This window comes from Kitasatospora sp. NBC_00315 (assembly GCF_041435095.1).
Classification (GTDB): Bacteria; Actinomycetota; Actinomycetes; order Streptomycetales; family Streptomycetaceae; genus Kitasatospora.
The window spans coordinates 6,704,546-6,720,911 of sequence record NZ_CP108025.1 but is presented as its reverse complement, the minus strand read 5'-3'; the positions used below and the strand labels follow the sequence as shown (position 1 = coordinate 6,720,911).

Genomic DNA, 16,366 nt, shown 5'->3' with positions numbered 1-16,366 from the left:
GGTCGCTCCAAGGCGACCGGCCGGTCCAGGGCGACGGCTGAGGGCGGGTGCGGGGCGCCGAGCACGCGGCGCCCCGCACCCGCCCTCCGGGGATCAGCTGTTGATGGTGTAGCTGTCGCCGTAGGTCTTCCACTTCAGCGGCGGGTTGAGGTCGAGGTTGCCGGCCTTCAGGAAGACCCGCTGCTCGGTGTCGACCCTGCTGGTGTCGTCGTGGGCCGCCTCGGTGAGCATGGCGGCCTTGCGGGCGTCCAGGAAGGCGTTGAGGTAGGTCGTCTCGTTGCCGCCCTGGGCGGGGGTCTTGGCCTTCTTCATGGCGGTGGCGCGGATGCCGCCGAAGCTGACCGGGTCGCTGCCGGGGCCGTGCATGACGATGGCGTCGTAGTAGGCGAACTGGCCCAGCGCCCGCAGGCCGTCGGCCTTGGCCTGGTTGACGGCCGGGTTGAAGTAGACCCGGTCGCGCTCGTCGTTCTGCGCCTGCTGGAAGACGGTGTCCTTGGCGGCGGTGGCCCAGTCGTTGGTGAACGCGGTGCCGAGGCCGGTGTGCGAGGCGGTGCCGTTGACCTTCTTGAGGGCCGGCAGGTACTTGGCCAGGATGTTGCCCGGCTTCAGGTCGGTGTAGTGCTGGACGAGGTCGAGCATGTCACCGGTGCCGGAGCAGAAGCCGATGATGCCGCCGGTGTAGCCCCGGCCGTCCTTGATGTCCTCGATGTACTTGTACTGCGCCTTCCAGTCCAGCGAGGAGTTCTCCGCGCTGGACACCAGCTGCATGGCGATGTCCTTCTTGTGCGGGTCGTCCAGCCCGACCGCGGCCGCCGTCACGGCGGACGCGGCGGGAGTGGCGGCGTGGCTGACGCCGGCCGCGGCGAGGGTGGCGGGCGCGGCCGCCAGGATGACCGCGAGGGCTATGCGGGCGGTCCTGTGCTGGGGGTGCATATGACGCTCCGTCTGCTGTGGGCACCGTCGGGGCGCGGCGCCGCGGGGGACCGATGGCGGGGGCATGGGGGTGCCCGGCGCTCTCGTTAGGAAACTTTCCTAACTGATTGAAGCGCTCATCTCCCCTTCACCGCAAGGGTCTTGCCAAGATATTCCCGCCACAGACATGCCAATACGTCGGACGGATGTCCTCCCGGCCGGCAAACGCACAGCTCAGGCCACCGGCCGGGGCAGCCGCCGGACCGCGTCCGCGTGGGCAACGATTCCGACCTGCGGCCTCGCCCCGGGGCCGGGCCCGAGGGTTCGCCTCCGCACCCGGCGCCGTGGCCGGCCGCGCGTGGGCCGCAGGGCAGGGCCGGGGCGTCGGGCGCCACCCGCCACCCGCCGCACCGCCGCACCGCCGCACCGCCGCACCGCCGCACCCGCGCACCCGCGCCCACGCCAACGGCCCCGCCCCGGACCAGGAGTGGTCCGGGGCGGGGCCGTTCGGCGGTGTCGGCCCGACCGGGCCCGGCGTCAGGCGCCGCGCAGCACCGCGCCCGTACGGGCCAGGGCCTCGGCGACCGCCGCCTCGCGGGCGGCCGACGCCTCGTCCGCCGTCAGCGTGCGGTCGGTGGCGCGGAAGCGCAGCGCGTACGCCAGCGACTTCTTGCCCCCGCCCACCTGCTCGCCGGTGAAGACGTCGAACAACCGGATCGCCTCCAGCAGTTCGCCCGCGCCGGCGCGCAGGGCGCCCTCAACCTCGGCGGCCGGAACGGCCGCGTCGACGATCAGCGCGACGTCCTGGGTTGCCACCGGGTAGGCGGACACCGTCGGCCCGGTGACCCGCTCGGCGCCGTCGGCGGCCAGCAGGTCGACGTCGAGCTCCATCACGCTGGTGCGCTCGGGCAGCCCGAGCGCCTTCACGACGCGCGGGTGCAGCTCACCGGCGTGGCCGACCACCCGGTCGGTACCGGCGACGACCAGCTCGGCGCAGCGGCCCGGGTGCCACGGGGCCAGCCGGCCCTGGCGCACGGTCAGCTCGATGCCCGCGGCGGCGGCGACCGTACGGGCGGCCTCGACCGCGTCCGCCCAGCCCGCCTGTGCGCCCCTGCCCCACCAGCCGGACGGCAGCCGCTCGCCCGCCAGCGCGACCGCCACGCGGCGCGGCTGGTCCGGCAGGGCGGCGTTCAGCTCGGCGAACTCCTCGGGAGTCGGCCTGCGCTCCACGGACGGGCGCGGGGCGACGGTCAGCTCGTCCTTCGGCAGGAACACCGTGCCCGTCTCGAAGATCGCGAGATCGGTGTTGCCGCGGCCGATGTTGCGCCGCAGGGCGCCGAGCAGGCCGGGCAGCAGCGTGGTGCGCAGCGCCGGCTCCTCGTCGTTGAGCGGGTTGACCAGCTTCACCGTGCGGCGGCGCCGGTCGTCCGGCTCCAGGCCGAGCCCGTCGAGGGCGGCCTCGCCGACGAACGGGTAGTTGTTCACCTCGACGTAGCCCGCGCCCGCGAGGGCGACACCGACCCGGCGGTGCATCCGCTGCGCCTCGGTCAGGCCCTTGCCCGGCGGGACGGTGGGCATCCGGGTGGGGACGTTGTCGTACCCCTCCAGGCGGATGACCTCCTCCGCGAGGTCGTACGGGTCGGTGAGGTCGGGGCGCCAGGTCGGCGGGGTGATCTCCAGGATGTCGGCGCCCGCGACGGAGCAGCCGATCTCCTGCAGTCGCCGGGCGACCGTCTCCCGCCCGTACACGGTGCCGGCGACCCGGTCGGGCAGGTCCGCGGCGATGGTGATGGTACGCAGCGGGTGCGGGGCCGCGATGTCGGTGACCCCGGCCTCGGCGGTACCGCCGGCGATCAGGACCAGCAGGTCCACGGCGCGCTGGGCGGCGGCGCGGGTGGCCTCCGGGTCGACGCCGCGCTCGAAGCGCTTGGACGCCTCCGAGGGCAGCTTGTGGCGCTTGGCCGTGCGGGCGATCGCGACGGCGTCGAAGTGCGCCGCCTCGATGATCACCTCGGTCGAGCCGGTGACCTGGCCGGTCGCCGGGTCGGTCACCGGGTCGGCGATCTCCGTGCTGGCGCCGCCCATCACGCCGGCCAGCCCGATCGGGCCGGAGTTGTCGCAGATCAGCAGGTCCTCGGCGGACAGCTTGCGCTTGACCCCGTCGAGGGTGGTGAGCAGCTCGCCCTCCTCGGCCCGGCGGACCTGGATCGGGCCGTCGACCCGCCCGCGGTCGTAGGCGTGCAGCGGCTGGCCGACCTCCAGCATCACGTAGTTGGTGATGTCGACGGTCAGCGAGATCGGGCGGACCCCGGACTTCTGCAGACGGCGCTGCAGCCAGATCGGCGACTTGGCGGCCGGGTCGAGGCCGGTCACCGTACGGGCCACGAAGCGGTCGCAGCCCACCGGGTCGGCGACCTTGACCAGGTAGCCGTAGCTGTTGGCCGGGGGCACGTCCAGCAGCGCCGGGTCGGCCAGCGGCAGCCCGTACGCGGCGGCGGCCTCACGGGCGACGCCGCGCATGGAGAGGCAGTAGCCGCGGTCCGGGGTGACGGCGATGTCCAGCACCTCGTCGACGAGCTGGAGCAGCTCGACCGCGTCGGTGCCGGGCTCGTACTCCGGCGGGAGCACGATGATGCCGTTGTGGTCGTCACCCATGCCGAGCTCGCGGGCGGAGCAGATCATGCCGGCCGAGGTGTGGCCGTAGGTCTGCCGCGCGGCGATCGGGAACGGGCCGGGCAGCACCGCGCCCGGGAGGACCACGACCACCTTGTCGCCGACGGCGAAGTTGGTCGCACCGCAGACGATCTCCTGCGGCTCGCCGGTGCCGTTGGCGTCGCCCACGTTGACGAAGCAGTGCCGGATCGGCTTCTTGAAGCCGGACAGCTCCTCGATGGAGAGCACCTGGCCGACCACCAGCGGGCCCTTGAGGTCGGCGTTGAGCTGCTCGACGGTCTCGACCTCGAGGCCGGCGCGGACCAGCCGGGCCGCCACGTCGCGGCCGGTCTCGCCGGCCGGCAGGTCGACGTACTCACGCAGCCAGGAAAGCGGGACGCGCATCAGATCTCCATCCCGAACGGGAGGGTGAAACGGACGTCACCCTCGACCATGTCGCGCATGTCGGCGACGCTGTGGCGGTTCATCAGAATTCGCTCCAGGCCGAGGCCGAAGGCGAATCCGCTGTAGCGGTCGGGGTCGACACCGGCCGCGATCAGCACGCGGGGGTTGACCACTCCGCAGCCGCCCAGTTCGATCCAGCCCTCGGAGGAGCAGGTGCGGCAGGGCTTGTCCGGGTTGCCGATGCTCTCGCCGCGGCAGACGAAGCACTGCAGGTCGATCTCGGCGCCCGGCTCGGTGAACGGGAAGTACGAGGGCCGCCAGCGCAGCTCCAGGCCGTCGCCGATCAGCTTGGAGACCAGCAGCTCCAGGGTGCCCTTGAGGTCGGCGAAGGTGATGCCCTCGTCCACCGCCAGGCCCTCCAGCTGCCGGAAGACCGGGGTGTGGGTGGCGTCCAGCTCGTCGGTCCGGTAGACCCGGCCGGGGCAGATCACGTAGACCGGCGGCTCGCGATCGAGCATGCTGCGGATCTGGACCGGGGAGGTCTGGGTGCGCAGCACCACGCCGGAGTCGGCGGAGCCGTCCGGGGCCTGGACGAAGAAGGTGTCCTGCATCGAACGGGCCGGGTGGTCCGGCCCGAGGTTGAGGGCGTCGAAGTTGAGCCACTCGGCCTCGACCTCGGGGCCCTCGGCGACCTCGTAGCCCATCGCGACGAAGGTGTCCTCGATGCGCTCCGCGAGGGTGGTCAGCGGGTGCCGGGCACCGCGCGGGGCGCGGTCGTACGGCAGCGTGACGTCCACCGCCTCCTCGACCAGCACGCGGGCGTCGCGTTCCGCCTCCAGCTCGGTCTGCCGCTTGGCCAGCGCCTGGTTGACGGCACCGCGGGCCTGGCCGATCAGCTTGCCCGCCGCGGCCTTCGCGTGCGGCGGGAGGGCGCCGATCTCGCGGTTGGCGAGGGACAGCGCGGAGCGGTCGCCGGTGTGGGCGACCTTGGCCTGCTTGAGCTCGTCGAGGCTGCCGGCCGCGGCGAAGGCGCCGAGGGCCTCGTCGCGGGCACGCTCGACCTCTTCGGGCTTCAATGCCTCTACCTCTACCGGGTCATACGACTTATTGGGTGCCGACATCTCTATCTTTCCCGTGCTCCTGCTCGTCCGTGCTCAGGTGTGGGGCTGACCGCCGTTGCGGTACGACCGGCGTGGCGGGGGCGCGGGCAGCCGTCTCCGCAGGTGGAGGACGGGTTGTCCGCGGCTCGGCCGCGCCGGTCGTGTCAACGACGCCAATGGTCGAGTGTAGTCGCCCCTCTGAAGGGCTCGGCTCGCCTCCGGGGCGCTCGCGTCCGGCGCCGACGGTCGGCGGGCACTGCGGTCCTCCTGACGTCGGACCTCGGCCCTTCTCCCTCTCGGCACCGGCGCGCCTCTTCGGCCCCCTCGCGGGGTGCCGGGGGCACCGGGGGTGCCGGGGCGGGGGTGGCCCGCCGGTGTGGCCGCTTCAGAGCATGAAGTCGGGCACCGCGGCGGGCAGGATGAATCGGAACCGGGCGCCGCCGCCGGGCGCGCGGTCGACGCGGATCGAGCCGCCGTGGGCCTCGACGATGCCCTTCACGATGTAGAGGCCCAGGCCCGTGCCGCCACGCTTGCTGCCGCGCCAGAAGCGGGTGAAGACGCGCGGAATCGACTCCTCGGGGATGCCTCCGCCTTCGTCGCTCACGGTGATCGCTGTGCCTTCCAGGACGCGGGGCGGGGTGCCGGGGCGCTCCCAGACGGGTGCCTCGACGACCTCCTTGGCCGGTGCCACCTCGATCGTGACAGTTCCCTCGCCGTGCCGCACCGCATTTTCCAGCAGGTTCCCGAGCACCTGGTCGACCTTGTCGGGGTCGGCCCAGAGCTGGGTGAGCGGGCCGCTGATCCGGATGTCGAAGCGGTCCTCGGGGATGCCCGCCGCGACCTTGCCCTCCACGTGCCGGCGCACGGCGGCCGCGAGGTCGACCACCTGCTTGCGCAGCTCCAGGCGGCCGGCGTCGATCCGGGAGATGTCCAGCAGCTCGGCGATCAGCCGGGTGACCCGGTCGGCGTCCGCGTCGACGGTCTCCAGCATGAGCCGCTTCTGCCCGTCGGTGAAGCGCTCCCACTTGGCCAGCAGCGTGGCGGTGAAGCCCTTGACGCTGGTCAGCGGGGAGCGCAGCTCGTGCGCGACGGTGGCGATCAGTTCGGCGTGGCTGCGCTCGGTGCGCCGGCGGGCCTCGGTGCCGCGCAGCGCGATCACCACCCGCTCGGGCGGCCCGCAGGGCGCCGCGCGCACGTAGCGGGCGGATACCAGCACCTCGCGGCCGCCGGGCAGCAGCAGGTTGCGCTCCGGCTGGCCGGTGCGGGTGGCCAGGCCGCCGTACGGATCGGTCAACTGCCACCAGCGGCGGCCGTCCAGGTCCTCCAGCGGGAGGGCGGCGGCCAGCGGGCTGCCGAGGACGGCGCCGGGCCGGATCCCGGTGAGGCGGGCCGCGGCGCTGTTGAAGCAGACCACGAGGCCGGCGGCGTCGGCGATCACCAGGCCGTCGGGCAGGTCGTCCGGGTTCAGCTCTGCCCCGTTGCCGGCCATGGGTTTCCTCCCCGATTACCCACCGTGTACTTTCCCCCACCGGAGTCGACCCTAGCGTGGCTACCCCTGTGCGCGACACCCTCCCGGCGAGCGCTGGGCCCGGGCCGACGCATAGAGGCAGACGGCGGCGGCCGTGGCGAGATTGAGGCTCTCGGCGTGCCCGTGGATGGGCACGCGCACCACCTCGTCGGCGAGTGCGCGGGTCTCCTCCGGCAGGCCCCATGCCTCGTTGCCGAACACCCATGCGCCGGGCGCGCCGAGCGTGCCCTCGTCGAGCTCCTGGTCGAGGTCGCGCTCCCCCGCGCCGTCGGCGGCCAGCACCCGGACACCGGCCTCGCGCAGTCGCGCGACGGCCTCCTCGACCGGCACGCCGACGGCGACCGGGAGGTGGAACAAACTGCCCACGGAGGCCCGTACGGCCTTCGGGTTGTACAGGTCCACGGAGGCGTCGGTGAGCACCACGGCGTCCGCGCCGGCCGCGTCGGCGGTGCGCAGCACCGTACCGGCGTTGCCGGGGTCGCGGACGTGCGCGAGCACGGCGACCAGTCGGGGGCCCGCCCGCAGGACGTCCTCGAAGGGGGTGTCGATGAAGCGGCAGAGCGCGACGATGCCCTGCGGGGTGACGGTGTCGCAGATGTCCGCGATGACCTCGTCGGTGGCGGTGAGCACCGGCAGGCCCTCCGCGAGGGCGGCCGCCACGATGTCGGCGTGCCGCTCGGCGGCCTCCTGGGTGAGGTAGACCTCGACCACGGCGTGCTCGGACGTGCCCGGCAGCTGCCCGTACGCGACGGCCTCCCGGACGGCCTGCGGGCCCTCGGCGAGGAAGCGGCGCTCCTTGGTGCGCTGGTTGCGCTTGGCCAGCCTGCGGGCGGCGACGACGCGGGGCGAGCGCAGGGAGGTCAGCAGGGGGGTGTCGGTGCTCTGCATGGTCTCGTCTCTGGGGCGGTGCCGTTGGAGGCTGGCCGGTGAGGATGCGATCGGCCCCGTTCCTCCCCGCCGGCCTTCGGCGGGCGGGCCCCCGACCGGGGGCGGGGGGAGCGGGGCCCGGGGTGCGACCGGCGGTCGAACGCGATCGGACCCGCAGGTTGGAGTGCCTGCGGGTCCGATCACTGGGCTACGCGGTGCCGGGGCACCCGACCTCGGAAGGTCAGGCGGCGTCGGCGGCGACCCGGGGGGCGTTGACGTCGGTCGGCAGCGCCTTCTGGGCCACCTCGACGAGCGACGCGAAGACGGCCGGGTCGTTGACGGCGAGGTCGGCCAGCATCTTGCGGTCGATCTCGACGTTGGCGGCCTTCAGACCCTGCACGAAGCGGTTGTAGGTGACGCCGTTGGCACGGGCCGCAGCGTTGATGCGCTGGATCCAGAGCTGACGGAAGTCGCCCTTGCGCTTCTTGCGGTCGTTGTAGTTGTAGACGAGCGAGTGGGTGACCTGCTCCTTGGCCTTGCGGTACAGGCGCGACCGCTGGCCGCGGTAACCGCTGGCCCGCTCGAGGATGACCCGGCGCTTCTTGTGGGCGTTTACTGCCCGCTTGACGCGTGCCACTTCATTACTCCTTGGCTTGGACCACGGACTACTTCACGTGGTCCGTCAATCGAATGGGTCGGGAAGGATCAGCTGATCCCGCAGCGTGGCCGCGGGAGGGCGATCACTTGCCGAGAAGCTTCTTGACCTTCTTGACATCGGCCGGAGCGACCACGACCGTGCCGGCGAGCTTGCGGGTCAGGGTCGAGGGCTTGTGCTCAAGCAGGTGGCGACGGCCGGCGCGCTCGCGCAGGACCTTCCCGGAGCCGCTGATCTTGAAGCGCTTGCTGGCGCCGCTGTGCGTCTTTTGCTTCGGCATGTCGCCGTCTCTCCTCGTCGGTCCCGGCCCTGCCCGCGCGGTGGTCCCGCGCGGGCAGGTACTGGGTTCATGTGTGGTGGCGGGGCGGATGCCCCATCACCTGGGTGACCGGTCTCCCGAACAGCCCGAGCCCTGCGGCTCAGGCGTCCTGGGCGACCTCGGTCGGCTGCTCGACCTCGACCTCGGTGTCGGTCTCGTCCGTGGCCTCGGCGGCGTCGGCGTCATCGGCCTCCGCCTCGGCTGCGGCGTTCTCGGCCTCAAGCGCTGCGTCGTCGTCCGCGGCGGTGTCGGGGCCGGTGGTACGGCCCTGACGCTCGGCCTTGCGGGCGTCCGCGATCACGCGGGCCTCGGCCATCGCCTCGGTCTTCTTCTTGTGCGGGCCAAGCACCATGATCATGTTTCGGCCGTCCTGCTTGGCCGAGGACTCCACGAAGCCCAGGTCCTGGACGTCGTTCGCCAGCCGCTGCAGCAGTCGGAAGCCCAGCTCGGGCCTGGACTGCTCACGACCGCGGAACATGATCGTGATCTTGACCTTGTCGCCCTGCTTGAGGAACCGGACGACGTGACCCTTCTTGGTGTCATAGTCGTGCGGGTCGATCTTCGGCCGGAGCTTCATCTCCTTGATGACCGTGTGCGCCTGGTTCTTGCGCGCCTCACGGGCCTTCAGGGCCGACTCGTACTTGAACTTGCCGTAGTCCATGAGCTTGCACACCGGCGGCCGGGCGGTCGCCGCGACCTCGACCAGGTCGAGGTCGTACTCCTGTGCGAGCTCCAGCGCCTTGGCAAGCGGCACGATGCCGACCTGCTCGCCGCTGGGACCGACGAGTCGCACCTCGGGGACGCGAATCCGGTCGTTGATGCGGGGCTCGGTGCTGATGGGGCCTCCTCGGGTTGCACCTTCTTCGATGCGGCCGTCGGGCGGCGGTCGCACGTAGTGGACTCGACCACTGGGCGGGGCTTCATTCGTGCTGCGCTGCCCACTTGCTCGTTGGCTGCACGCACCGCGACACGAAAAAAGCCCCGCTCGGTGCCAGCGGGGCTCCACACATCCGGGGGCGGCGTCCTGGTGAGGGACGCTGCTGGCGACTGGAAGCCTTGCGGCCACCGTCGCGGACCGGGACCCGTCGACCGCGAGGTCGATCAGGTGGGAGACTTTCGCGGTTGCCCTCTAGGGCCTCCTGGGTGGAGCCTCCACTTGCTGGCCGGGGCCCTTGCGGGTTCCTGGCCGGTCAGTCTCGAATCATACAGCGTTTGCCCGCCCAGTGGTATTCCGGCTCCCGCCCGCCGACGGGCCGCCCTTCGCGGCGCCCGCACGCCCCCTTGTACGCTCCCTGTGTACGTACACCGGCACGACGGAGTGAGTCCCCTTGAGCAGCGAGCCCACCGACAGCAACAGCTCCGCGGACGACGGGGAGATCGGCTTCGACGACCTCACCCGTGACATCGCGGAGGTCCCGGCCGTCGAGGTGATCACCACGGTGGCGGTGCACCTGATGAGCGCGGCCGCCGTCAAGTGCGGCCTGGCCGAGGGCGGCGCCGCCGACAAGGATCTCGACGAGGCCCGCAAGCTGATCACCGCCCTGGCCGGCCTGGTCACCGCGGGCGCCCCCGAGATCAGCAACTTCCACGCGGCCCCGCTGCGGGACGGCCTCAAGTCGCTCCAGCTCGCCTTCCGCGAGGCCTCGCTCGTCCCGGACGCCCCCGGCACCGGCCCCGGCGAGAAGTTCACCGGGCCCGTCTACTCCTGAGACCCGACCGGCGCGCCGCGTGCCCCCGCGAGCCCTGACGGCTCCGGGGGCACCGGCGCGTCCGGACCGAACGGGGGCACCGGCAGTGCGGGCCGGGCCCGGCGGGCGGCCGCACCGGTCCGGCGGGACCGGCTCAGCGGCGGTAGAACGGCTCCCGGGCGAGTTCGGTGCGCAGCAGCGCCAGCTCAAGACCCCGGTCGAGCCGGACCCTCAGCACCGGGTCGCCGACCAGCGCGGCCGCCAACCGGTCCGCCACGGCGCGTACGTCGCCGTCGGCCGCGTCCTGGTCCAGCACCAGCGCGAGCGTGCCGTCCGCGCCGCCGCCGGAGCGCAGGTACCCCGCCGCCACCGCCGGCTCGGCCGCCAGCACCCGCCGCACCGCCTCCCGCACCTCGGGATCGCGGACGGGCGGCAGGTACTCCCGGGTCTCCGCGACGGCCCGCATCCGGGCGCCGGTGAGCTGATAGGTGACCGGCCCCGCGGGGTCGAGGAGCAGGGTGTCGGCCCGCTCCGAGTAGGCGGCGAGGACGGCCTGCGGAGCCGCGACCGGGGCCGGCCGGGCGTCGGCGCGCCAGCGGGCCAGGCTCTCCAGCGAGGTGAACGCGGGCAGTGCCCGCCGGCCGTCGGCGGCCTCGATCACGGGGACGGCCATGTCGCTGGTCTTCTCGTGCCGCAGACCGTTCTCATCGGTCTCGACCTCACCGAGCAGCGCCACGATCGGGACCATCAGCCGGCTCGGCAGCAGCGCGGCCAGCACCTCCGGCTCGGCGGCCGGATCCCGCGACCAGCGCTCAAGCGCCGCGGTCAGGGCGGGATCGGGGGCGCCGTCGTCGGCGGCGAATCCTGGGTTCGGAATGTTCTTGCGGTCCACCCCGCGAGCCTATGCCACCACGGGGCACCCACTCTCAGAAGGCACTGAGCCGACTCTCACGGCCGCCCAAGGGACGGGGCGCAGCATGCCGGCATGACATCCAGCCGCCGGGTCCACCGGAAGAAGCGCACGCCCCCGCGGACGGTCACGTCCGCCCTGCTGCCGGCGGTCGCCGCGGCGCTGCTGCTCGGCCTCGGCGGCGTGCACCTGATCTCCGGGCGGCCGTCCACCGTACCGGTCGCGGCGAGCGACGGCGCCGCCGCGACCGGTACGGCGGACCCGGAGCCCGGGGCCACCGCCACGGACGGGCCGAGCGCGACACCGACCGCCGTGCCGTCCGCCACCGCGACCGTCGACGCCGCGGCCGCCGCTCAGGCCCGTGCCACGCAGGCCGTCGCCCGGGCCCTGGCGACCGCCGGCGCCGACGCCGGGGGCGAGGTGTCGGTGGCGGTGCTGGATCTCGCCTCCGGCGTCGGCGCCGACTCGGGCGGGAGCGGCCACGCGTTCGCCACCGCCAGCATCGTCAAGGCCGACATCCTGGCGGCCCTGCTCCGGCAGTCCGGCTCCGACCTCACCGCGACGCAGCGGACCGAGGCGGTCGCGATGATCGAGCAGAGCGACAACGACGCCGCGGGCGCGCTCTTCGACGCGGTCGGCGGGGCGGACGGACTGGACGCGGCGAACCGGGCCTTCGGGCTGACCGCCACGACGGCGGGCCGCAACGGGTACTGGGGGCTGACCACCACCACGGCGGCCGACCAGCTGCGCCTGCTGCGGGTCATCTTCGAGGACGACTCGCCGCTGGACGCCGACTCCCGGGCCTACGCCCAGAAGCTGATGGGGCGGATATCCACCGACCAGGACTGGGGGGTGTCCGCCGCGGACTCCGGCGACGGCTCCTCCGACGCTCACTGGATGCTCAAGAACGGCTGGCTGTCGCGCAGCGCGGACGGCCTCTGGGTGATCAACAGCATCGGCCGGGTCACCCACGACGGCCGGGACGTCCTGGTCGCGGTGCTCTCGGACGGGAACGGCACCGAGCAGGGCGGCATCTCCCTGGTGGAATCCGTGGCGGTGGCCGCGGTGGACGCGCTGACCGCCGCGGCCACGGATTGACGGGCCCTTGGCCCTACCCACCGGTAGCGCCGGTGTGGCAGTCTGCGGCCATGGCCAAGCCCCTCGCCCCCGCCCGTACCGCCCAGCCCGCCGCCGGCGCCCCCGCGCAGGTCTCGCCCGGCGCCGACCGCGCCCGCTACGACCGGGCGACGGCGCACCTGGAAGCCCCGCTGGCGATCGTCGACCTGGCCGCGTTCGACGCCAACGCCGACGATCTGGTGCGGCGCGCCGCCGGCAAGCCGATCCGGGTCGCGAGCAAGTCGGTGCGCTGCCGGGCCCTGCTGGAGCGGGTGCTGGCCCGCGACGGGTTCGCCGGGATCATGAGCTTCACCCTGGAGGAGTCGCTCTGGCTGGCCCAGGCCGGCTTCGAGGACATCCTGCTCGCCTACCCCTCCGCCGACCGGGCGGGCTACGCGGAGCTGACCGCCGACGCCGCGCTCGCGAACACGGTCACCGTCCTGGTGGACGACCCCGCGCAGCTGGACCTGATCGACCGGGCCCGCGGCGGCGGCGAGGAGGTCCGGGTCTGCCTGGAGCTGGACACCTCGCTGCAGCTGCTCGGCGGGCGGGTCCGGGTCGGCGCCCGGCGCTCGCCGCTGCGCACCCCCGAGGATCTGGCGGCGCTCGCCGAACTGGTCCAGCGCCGACCGGGCTTCCGGGTGGTCGGGCTGATGGCGTACGAGGGGCACATCGCGGGCGTGGGCGACAGCCTCGCGGGCCGGCCGCTGCGGTCGCGGATGGTCCGGCTGATGCAGGCCAGGGCCCGTACCGAGTTGTCCGGGCGCCGGGCCGCGGTGGTGCGCCGGCTGCGGCAGGTCGCCGACCTCGAATTCGTCAACGGGGGCGGCACCGGCAGTGTGGAGTCGACCGTCGCCGAGCGGGCGGTGACCGAGGTGGCGGCGGGCTCCGGCCTGTACGTGCCACGCCTGTTCGACAACTACCGCTCCTTCCAGGGGCGTCCGGCGGCGCTGTTCGCCCAGCCCGTGGTGCGCCGGCCCGGAGTGGGCGTGGTGACGGTGCTCGGCGGCGGCTACCCCGCCTCCGGCGCCGCGGGCGCGGACCGCTCCCCCGTGCCGTACCTGCCGACCGGTCTGCGCTACGACCCGATGGAGGGCGCCGGCGAGGTGCAGACGCCGCTGCTCGGTTCGGCCGCCGACGACCTGCTGATCGGCGACCGGGTCTGGTTCCGGCACGCCAAGGCCGGGGAGCTGTGCGAGCGGTTCGCCGAGCTGCACCTCGTCGAGGGCGACCGGGTGGTGCGCAGCGCGCCCACCTACCGCGGCGAGGGGAAGACCTTTCTCTGAGCCGTCGTCCCAACCGCCGCTCGCCCCGGCCCCGCTGTTCCACCGCGCAGTCCCCGTACGGCGTGGCCGGACACGGGGCCCGGGCGCCTGCGCCGCGCCGGACGGGCCCGGGCGGCGGGAGGTGCGCTCGCCGCCGTACAGACCGGGCCCCGGTGATCTGAAGGGACGCTCAGCCGCCCCTTAACACTTCCTCAAGTCGATCCGGCCGGGGGCGGGAGCGGCGGGGCGTGCGAGCCCGGTGCGAGCGCCGCGCCGCCCGACCGGGCGGTCGCCCAGGACCGGCGTGAGCCCGGAGCGGGACGGCCGGCCCGCTCCGGAGTCCGGCCGGCGACGAGCCGCCGGACCGACCTCGGTGCACCCCAACCAGACTGGCCTGCACGGAACTTGGGCAGAAACCCGACTGTCGTCGGAGGCATGGGACGGCCGACCGGCCGGCCCGTCGGCGGTCGCCACCGGGGCCCGGGCGGCAGGCCCGGGCGGACGGACGGGCGAGCTCACGGGAGCAGCCGGGAGCGGCCGGGACGGCGATGGTCCGTCAGGAACTGTACGGGAACGGGCTCTTGCCTCGTGGTCCAGACCAATCATACGCTCGCCGGGGTCGCGACCGCGGGCAGACGTGCCCGCCCCCCACACCGTTCGACCCCGACGCACACCGTCAAGGAGTCCCCATGTCACTCCACCGCAGAGCCCTCACGCTCGGCGTCGTCGCATCCACCGTCCTGCTCACGGCCCTCTCGGCGGCGGGCACCGCGAGCGCGCACGGCTCGATGTCCAACCCGGTCAGCCGGGTCGCGGCGTGTTTCGCCGAGGGCCCCGAGCACCCCCAGTCCCAGGTGTGCAAGGACCTCGTCGCGATGAGCGGCACCCAGCCGCTCTACGACTGGAACGAGGTCAACATCGCCAACGCCAACGGCCAGCACCAGGCGTTGATCCCGGACGGCAAGCTGTGCTCGGCCAACCGCGACAAGTACAAGGCGCTCGACATGGCGCGCACCGACTGGCCGGCCACCGCGGTCGCGGCCGGCCCCTACGCGTTCAAGTTCCGGGTCACCGCCGCGCACGTCGGCCTGATGACCGTCTACATCACCAAGGTGGGCTACGACCCCACCCAGCCGCTGAAGTGGTCCGACCTGGACCCGACGCCGGTCGCCCAGACGCAGGTCACCCGGACGGCGACCGACGGCTACTACAACTTCGCCGGCACCCTGCCGCAGCGCACCGGCCGCCAGCTGCTCTACATGACCTGGCAGCGCAGTGACAGCCCCGAGGCCTTCTACAGCTGCTCCGACGTGGACTTCGGTGCCACCGCGGCGAAGCCGCCGGCGGCCGCGGTCGCGGCGGTGGCTCCCACGGAGGAGCAGATCGCCGCCGCCGCCTCGAAGTCCACGGTGAGCCACCACGGACACGGCGGGAGCACCGCCCCCGACGCCCCGGCCGTGCAGAGCCGGGCCGCCGCCGTCGGCGGCGGCTCCCCGGCCGGCCCGCTGATGCTGGGCGGCGCCGCGGCGATCAGCACCGGGTGGGGCGTGATGGTGCTGCGGCGCCGTCGCGCCGACGCTCGCCGCGCGGCCTGACAGCGGCAACGCGAACGGCCGGTCCGCCCCACCGTGTCCCGGTGGGGCGTACCGGCCGCCGCCGACGACGCACCCGTTCCCGTCCGCCCCCGGCGCCGTTCACGCCGTTCACCACCGGACGGGCCCCGGGTGTCCGTCAGGTGGTGGTGCCCGGCGCGCCGGCGCCGGGCCGACCCTGGCCGGTGTAGTCGACGACGCCCTTGACGATGGTGTCCATCACGGACACGTCGGGCGCCTTGGGATCGACGTCGAACCCGAAGTGGATCGTGGTCAGTGCCTTGCCGTCGGCGCTCGGGAAGACCACCGTCTCGACGTATCCGTCGCTGCCCTGGGTGGCCTTGACCTTCCAGCGGACGAGGTAGCCGTCGCGCCCGTCCACCTTGACCGCCTCCGACTTCAGCTCCTCGTGGGAGGAGCTGTCCCCGTAGGACTCCTTGGCCGCCTGGACGATGTCGGTCTTGGCGGCGGCCTGCGCGTCCGTCCCGGTCACCGACCCGGTGCTCGCACCGGCGAGCGAGCAGCTGCCGCCCGCCGAACCGGCGCAGGTGTACGTGCCGATGCTCAGCGCGGCGTACCCGTCGTTCGTCGTACCGCCGGTCCAGCCGGACGGAACGGGCAGGGTGATCCGGTTGACCAGGTCGGCCGCCACACCGGCGGAGGCGCCGTCGTTCGAGCCGTTGTTGCCGCCACCCTGGCCGCCCTGGCCGTTGCCGCTGCCACCGCCGTTGCCGCCCTGGCCGTTGTTCCCCTGGCCGTTGTTCCCCTGGCCGTTGTTCCCCTGGCCCCCCAGGCCGTTGTTCCCGCTGCCGCCCTGGCCGTTCTGACCGTTGTTGCCCCTCCCGTTCTGACCGTTCTGGCCGTTCAGTCCGGGCAGCCCGCCCCACGGGCCGTTCTCCCCGTTGTACTGAAGCTTCGGCCGGCTGTTGCGGGAGGCCTGGGTGTCCGACCGGCCGTCCATCGCCAGATAGGTGATGCCCGAGCCCACCGCCAACCCGAGCAGCGCCGCGACCGCCGCCGCGACGAGCACCGGCCGGGGGGGCTTGCGGAAGGAACGCTTCGCCTTCGCCGGTGCCCCGATCGGCGGCGGCAGCTCGGGGTAGCGGACCGCGGCGCCGTCCTGCAGCACCTGGCCCTCCAGCACCCGGGTGTCGTCCTCGGTGCCGGAGCCGGCGGCCGGTCCCGTCGTGGCCTCGGACTCCGGCGTGGTCTCGGACGACGGTGCGTCCGAGGGCGCCGGCCGGGTACCGGCCGTCCAGCCCTTGCCGTCCCACCAGCGCTCCGGCCGGGGGTCCGTGGTGGTGTCCTGCGGATCCGGGTACCACCCGGCGGGAATCTGCTCGCTCACGACCATGAA

The 16,366-nt window shown here is 73.6% G+C and carries 14 protein-coding genes; 4 read left to right on the top strand and 10 right to left on the bottom strand.

The features are described 5' to 3' along the window. Positions 1–93: 93 nt before the first annotated feature. The 8 genes from OG823_RS28130 to infC all read right to left on the bottom strand — a co-directional run bounded on the left by OG823_RS28130 (position 94) and on the right by infC (position 9,306). Positions 94–933 (bottom strand): chitosanase, encoded by an 840-nt coding sequence (locus tag OG823_RS28130; RefSeq protein ID WP_371482864.1) that lies wholly within the window; start codon positions 931–933, stop codon positions 94–96. A gap of 516 nt (positions 934–1,449) precedes the next feature. Then, positions 1,450–3,969: a phenylalanine--tRNA ligase subunit beta gene (gene pheT, locus OG823_RS28125; RefSeq protein ID WP_371482863.1), complete on the bottom strand. Its 2,520-nt coding sequence runs from the start codon at positions 3,967–3,969 to the stop codon at positions 1,450–1,452. Beyond that, on the bottom strand, positions 3,969–5,090 hold the full coding sequence (gene pheS, locus OG823_RS28120; protein WP_371482862.1) for a phenylalanine--tRNA ligase subunit alpha: 1,122 nt from the start codon (positions 5,088–5,090) through the stop codon (positions 3,969–3,971). Before pheS ends, pheT begins: the two co-directional genes overlap by 1 nt. Positions 5,091–5,454: 364 nt before the next feature. Further along, positions 5,455–6,558, bottom strand: a complete 1,104-nt coding sequence (locus OG823_RS28115; protein ID WP_371482861.1) for an ATP-binding protein — start codon at positions 6,556–6,558, stop codon at positions 5,455–5,457. Positions 6,559–6,618: 60 nt separating this feature from the next. Continuing rightward, positions 6,619–7,485, bottom strand: a complete 867-nt coding sequence (locus tag OG823_RS28110) for a TrmH family RNA methyltransferase (RefSeq protein ID WP_371482860.1) — start codon at positions 7,483–7,485, stop codon at positions 6,619–6,621. Between the two features lie 220 nt (positions 7,486–7,705). Further along, entirely contained in the window at positions 7,706–8,101 is a 396-nt protein-coding gene (rplT, locus tag OG823_RS28105; protein WP_371482859.1) for a 50S ribosomal protein L20, read from the bottom strand. Positions 8,102–8,204: 103 nt separating this feature from the next. Further along, the gene (gene rpmI, locus OG823_RS28100; protein ID WP_266319025.1) at positions 8,205–8,399 is read right to left on the bottom strand and encodes a 50S ribosomal protein L35; all 195 of its coding nucleotides are present in this window, start codon (positions 8,397–8,399) and stop codon (positions 8,205–8,207) included. A gap of 139 nt (positions 8,400–8,538) precedes the next feature. Further along, complete coding sequence (gene infC / locus OG823_RS28095) at positions 8,539–9,306, bottom strand: translation initiation factor IF-3 (RefSeq protein WP_371484679.1); 768 nt, start codon at positions 9,304–9,306, stop codon at positions 8,539–8,541. A 460-nt stretch (positions 9,307–9,766) separates the two neighbouring features. On the opposite strand from infC, the gene OG823_RS28090 reads away from it, so the two are divergent. Beyond that, entirely contained in the window at positions 9,767–10,147 is a 381-nt protein-coding gene (locus OG823_RS28090; protein WP_371482858.1) for a DUF1844 domain-containing protein, read from the top strand. Between the two features lie 133 nt (positions 10,148–10,280). On the opposite strand, the gene OG823_RS28085 is transcribed toward OG823_RS28090, so the two are convergent. Then, entirely contained in the window at positions 10,281–11,018 is a 738-nt protein-coding gene (locus OG823_RS28085) for an SseB family protein (protein WP_371482856.1), read from the bottom strand. A 93-nt stretch (positions 11,019–11,111) separates the two neighbouring features. Between OG823_RS28085 and OG823_RS28080 the strand changes: the two genes are divergently transcribed. From OG823_RS28080 to OG823_RS28070, 3 genes are all read left to right on the top strand, one after another. Next, on the top strand, positions 11,112–12,134 hold the full coding sequence (locus OG823_RS28080) for a serine hydrolase (protein ID WP_371482854.1): 1,023 nt from the start codon (positions 11,112–11,114) through the stop codon (positions 12,132–12,134). Positions 12,135–12,184: 50 nt separating this feature from the next. Next, positions 12,185–13,438, top strand: a complete 1,254-nt coding sequence (locus OG823_RS28075) for an amino acid deaminase/aldolase (RefSeq protein WP_371482853.1) — start codon at positions 12,185–12,187, stop codon at positions 13,436–13,438. A gap of 668 nt (positions 13,439–14,106) precedes the next feature. Then, positions 14,107–15,012 carry a lytic polysaccharide monooxygenase gene (locus OG823_RS28070; protein WP_371482851.1) on the top strand — a complete coding sequence of 302 codons (906 nt, stop codon included), beginning with the start codon at positions 14,107–14,109 and terminating at the stop codon, positions 15,010–15,012. A gap of 136 nt (positions 15,013–15,148) precedes the next feature. Here OG823_RS28070 and OG823_RS28065 read toward each other — a convergent pair whose 3' ends face one another. Beyond that, complete coding sequence (locus OG823_RS28065; RefSeq protein ID WP_371482849.1) at positions 15,149–16,357, bottom strand: DUF2510 domain-containing protein; 1,209 nt, start codon at positions 16,355–16,357, stop codon at positions 15,149–15,151. Positions 16,358–16,366 lie beyond the last annotated feature (9 nt).